The organism is Halopseudomonas sp. (assembly GCF_036960865.1).
Taxonomy (GTDB): Bacteria; Pseudomonadota; Gammaproteobacteria; order Pseudomonadales; family Pseudomonadaceae; genus Halopseudomonas.
Genome location: NZ_JBALWE010000020.1, coordinates 1 through 3,637, shown reverse-complemented (window position 1 = coordinate 3,637; position 3,637 = coordinate 1). Strand labels below are relative to the sequence as shown.

The following is a 3,637-nucleotide window of genomic DNA, read 5'->3' as shown; positions in this document are numbered from 1 at the left end:
GTTTCCCCATGTGAGAGTAGGTCATCGTCAAGCGCCTATACCAAAACCCCAGATCGTGTAAACGGTCTGGGGTTTTACTTTGCGCGATGGAAAATGGCTGGGTGTTCAGAAGCTGTACGCAGCAGGCAGCAAAGCGGCGCCACCACTACCGCAGGCTGTTTAGCACCGCGCAGCGGTGCTAAACAGCGCAGTCCACGGCGTTGCCGTCTGGTGCGCGCTGCATCTATGAAGATTCAGCCATCGAAGCGATATCAGTGTCGCAATCGCTCTAACTCGCGGGCTGAATGGGCGTTTATTTATTGATTGCGGTGTTGCCGGTCTATAAAGAGTGGTCGCGCGGGTAATAAAGCTGTGCCTGTTTGGTAGGCAAGTACAGGGTGCATCGTTATCATGCGCACCTTATTGCTCGGTGAGAATTCTATGTTGCAGCTGTTGAGGCTATTACAGGACGGACAGTTTCACTCTGGTGAGGCCCTTGGGGCGGAACTGGGTGTGAGTCGCGCTGCGGTCTGGAAGCAGCTGCAAAGTCTGGAGGCTGAGCGAGGGCTGCGCTTTCACAAGGTCCGCGGTCGCGGATATCGGCTTGAGATGCCTTTGGTGCTGCTCGATGAAGCCAGCCTTGCGGCAGGCTGTCAGCATTGGCCAATTTCCGTGGTTGAAGTTGTCGACTCCACCAACGCCGAAGTACTTCGTCGTTTACAGGCAGGCCAGTCTGCTCCTATGGTGGTGACGGCTGAGCAACAAACAGCGGGCCGTGGTCGCAGGGGTCGGCAATGGGTTAGCCCGTTTGGGCAGAACCTGTATTACAGTCTGGCTATACGTATCGAGGGCGGCCTGCGCCAGCTTGAAGGTTTGAGCCTGGTTGTAGGGTTGGCCCTTGCCAAGGCTTTGCAGCAGATGGGCGTCCAACAAACTGCATTGAAGTGGCCCAACGATGTACTGGTAGAAGGTGCGAAGATAGCCGGAATTCTTGTTGAGATTGCGGGTGATCCGGCTGATGCCTGTGATGTGGTGATTGGTATTGGTGTTAACGTCAATATGCCTGCTGAGGCCGAGGGCATTGATCAAGCCTGGACCTCGGTCAGTGCGCAGTTGGGCTGCCTGGTCGATCGCAATGCTTTGGCTCTGAAGCTGGGCGATAACCTGGCGCACTATCTCGAGCAATATTTGCAGCAGGGTTTTTCCAGTCTGCTTGATGAGTGGCAGGACAATCATGCATGGCAGGGCAGGTCTGTACGGCTGAGCGCGGGTGATCGCCATGTCGATGGGCGGGTGCTGGGCGTGAATGCCTCTGGCGGTCTGAGATTGGAGGTTGACGGTGTTGAACAACAATTTAGTGGCGGCGAGCTCAGCCTGAGGTTGCGTGATGATTCTTGAGCTTGACTGCGGTAACAGCTTTATCAAGTGGCGGCTGGTTAATAAAGGTGGTCTGAAAGCTGAACATGTCGGTGTGGTCGGCTCTGATGCAGAACTGCTGCAGGCTGTCGGCGATACCGGGCAAGATGTGCAAGCTTGCCGGCTGGTCAGTGTGCGCAGCGATGTGGAGACTGATCAGCTCGTGGCCAGTCTGGCAGAGCGCTTCAATGTGCAGTGTTCGCGGGCCCAATCTGTACATTCGTTGGCAGGCGTGCGTAACGGCTATGAGGATTACCAGCGGCTGGGTCTTGATCGCTGGCTCGCGCTAGTGGGCGCTTATGCTTTGTCAGGTGGGCAGAGTTGTCTGGTGCTCGACCTTGGTACCGCTGTGACCTCTGACTTGGTGACGCGCGAAGGTGAGCATCTGGGCGGGTATATTTGCCCCGGAATGCCGCTGATGCGCAATCAGCTGTGTACCCATACGCGGCGTATCCGCTATGACCAGCCTACGGCTGAGGAAGCCCGGCATAGTTTTGCTCCAGGTAAATCGACTGCGGAGGCGGTGGAGCGTGGTTGCTCTATTATGCTTCGCGGCTTCGTTCAGGCGCAGTTGGATATGGCTGGCGAGTACCTGGGGGCGGACTTCGCAGTATTTATTACTGGGGGCGATGCTTCGTTGGTTGAAGAGATGCTGCCACAGGCGCGGATAGTGCCGGATTTGGTTTTTATCGGCCTGGCTGCCGCTTGCCCGCTTAATTGAGGTCGCTCATGCGTTGGTTGTTTTTGTTGTTGTTAGTGCTCAATGCTTTTTACTACGTCTGGCATCAGCAGCAAGTGCCGTTGCGGGCGAAGGAAGTGTTGCCGTTAGCGGTGGCGCAGCAGAGTGACCGTGCTATTCGCTTACTCAGCGAATCAGAAACGCAACTGCGCCGTGAAGCGCCTCCCGCAGCCCAAGAGCCTGAAGAGGCCTGCTTGTTCCTGGGCAAGTTTGATCAGGAGGCTGATGCCGCTCAGGTCGAGCAGCGCTTGTTGAGTCTGGATATTCGTTCAGCTACCCAGGCAGTAGAAGGGCAGGCGGGTCAAGATTACTGGGTGTATCTGCCGCCTTTGGGTAACAGGGATGCCTCGTTACGACTATTGCGCGAGTTGCAGGGGCGTAAAATTGATAGCTTTCTGATCAGTGAAGGCGAGCTGAACAACGGTATATCGCTTGGTATCTATCCGCGCAGGGATTCGGCGCAAAGCGTAATGCAGCGTTTGAGTGATGCTGGCTACCAACCCCAGCTTAAAGAAATGCCGCGTGCTAGCCGCAGTTACTGGGTGCGAATTGCTCCAGAAGGCCGACGTTTGCTGGATGATCAGCTTCTGCAGAAATTAGCTTTTGACTTCAATGGCTTAGAGCATCAAATAATGCCGTGTAAAGGTGTTGCATCGCAGCGATAGATTGCATATGATGGCGCCCGCTTCGCAGTGGTCGCCTTAACAGGCAGCGCTTAGAAGATGCTGGCAAGCAGCTAACCTCAGGATTTAAATGAGAAAAAGCTTGACAGTAGGGTGGCAGATCTAGAAAATGCCGCCTCACAATTTGGAGGGATTCCCGAGCGGCCAAAGGGATCAGACTGTAAATCTGACGTCATCGACTTCGAAGGTTCGAATCCTTCTCCCTCCACCAGATTTAGCGAGAGCAGCAAGCTCCGCGGGTATAGTTCAGTGGTAGAACGTCAGCCTTCCAAGCTGAATATGCGGGTTCGATTCCCGCTACCCGCTCCATGTTTGCTGCGTCGCGATGGAAATATCGCTCATGTAGCTCAGTTGGTAGAGCACACCCTTGGTAAGGGTGAGGTCAGCGGTTCAAATCCGCTCATGAGCTCCATTCTAATAAAGGCAGATATGCAAGTATCTGCCTTTGTTTTAATGGTGGTAATACTCGCGTAACTATTCGTCGGGAGATAGTCAAAATGGCTAAAGAGAAATTTGAACGTAGCAAGCCGCACGTAAACGTTGGCACTATTGGTCACGTTGACCACGGTAAAACAACGCTGACTGCTGCACTGACCAAGGTTTGTGCTGAGGCATTCGGCGGTGCTGTCCGTGACTTCGCTCAGATTGACAGCGCTCCGGAAGAAAAAGCCCGCGGTATTACTATCAATACTTCGCACGTTGAGTACGATTCGACTATTCGTCACTACGCGCACGTTGACTGCCCAGGCCACGCTGACTATGTGAAGAACATGATCACTGGTGCTGCCCAGATGGACGGCGCTATCCTGGTTTGCTCGGC

The 3,637-nt window shown here is 54.5% G+C and carries 4 protein-coding genes and 3 tRNA genes; all 7 read left to right on the top strand.

The features are described 5' to 3' along the window. Window positions 1–420 precede the first annotated feature (420 nt). Complete coding sequence (birA, locus tag V7747_RS18530; protein WP_335617467.1) at window positions 421–1,377, top strand: bifunctional biotin--[acetyl-CoA-carboxylase] ligase/biotin operon repressor BirA; 957 nt, start codon at window positions 421–423, stop codon at window positions 1,375–1,377. Further along, entirely contained in the window at window positions 1,367–2,116 is a 750-nt protein-coding gene (locus V7747_RS18525; protein WP_335617466.1) for a pantothenate kinase, read from the top strand. Before birA ends, V7747_RS18525 begins: the two co-directional genes overlap by 11 nt. A gap of 8 nt (window positions 2,117–2,124) precedes the next feature. Then, on the top strand, window positions 2,125–2,799 hold the full coding sequence (locus tag V7747_RS18520) for an SPOR domain-containing protein (protein ID WP_150548317.1): 675 nt from the start codon (window positions 2,125–2,127) through the stop codon (window positions 2,797–2,799). Window positions 2,800–2,943: 144 nt separating this feature from the next. Then, a tRNA-Tyr gene (locus tag V7747_RS18515) sits at window positions 2,944–3,028 on the top strand. Window positions 3,029–3,052: 24 nt separating this feature from the next. Next, window positions 3,053–3,126: transfer RNA gene (locus tag V7747_RS18510), tRNA-Gly, on the top strand. A gap of 27 nt (window positions 3,127–3,153) precedes the next feature. After that, window positions 3,154–3,229, top strand: a tRNA-Thr gene (locus tag V7747_RS18505). Between the two features lie 85 nt (window positions 3,230–3,314). Further along, window positions 3,315–3,637: GTP-binding protein (locus tag V7747_RS18500; RefSeq protein ID WP_335617465.1), on the top strand; the 323-nt coding region annotated here is incomplete at its 3' end.

What these genes read in the sequence shown, in the direction of transcription:
- V7747_RS18525 (WP_335617466.1), top strand. Translation starts at nt 1,367, where the DNA reads ATGATTCTTGAGCTTGACTGCGGTAACAGCTTTATCAAGTGGCGGCTG.
- birA (WP_335617467.1), top strand. Translation starts at nt 421, where the DNA reads ATGTTGCAGCTGTTGAGGCTATTACAGGACGGACAGTTTCACTCTGGT.
- V7747_RS18520 (WP_150548317.1), top strand. Translation starts at nt 2,125, where the DNA reads ATGCGTTGGTTGTTTTTGTTGTTGTTAGTGCTCAATGCTTTTTACTAC.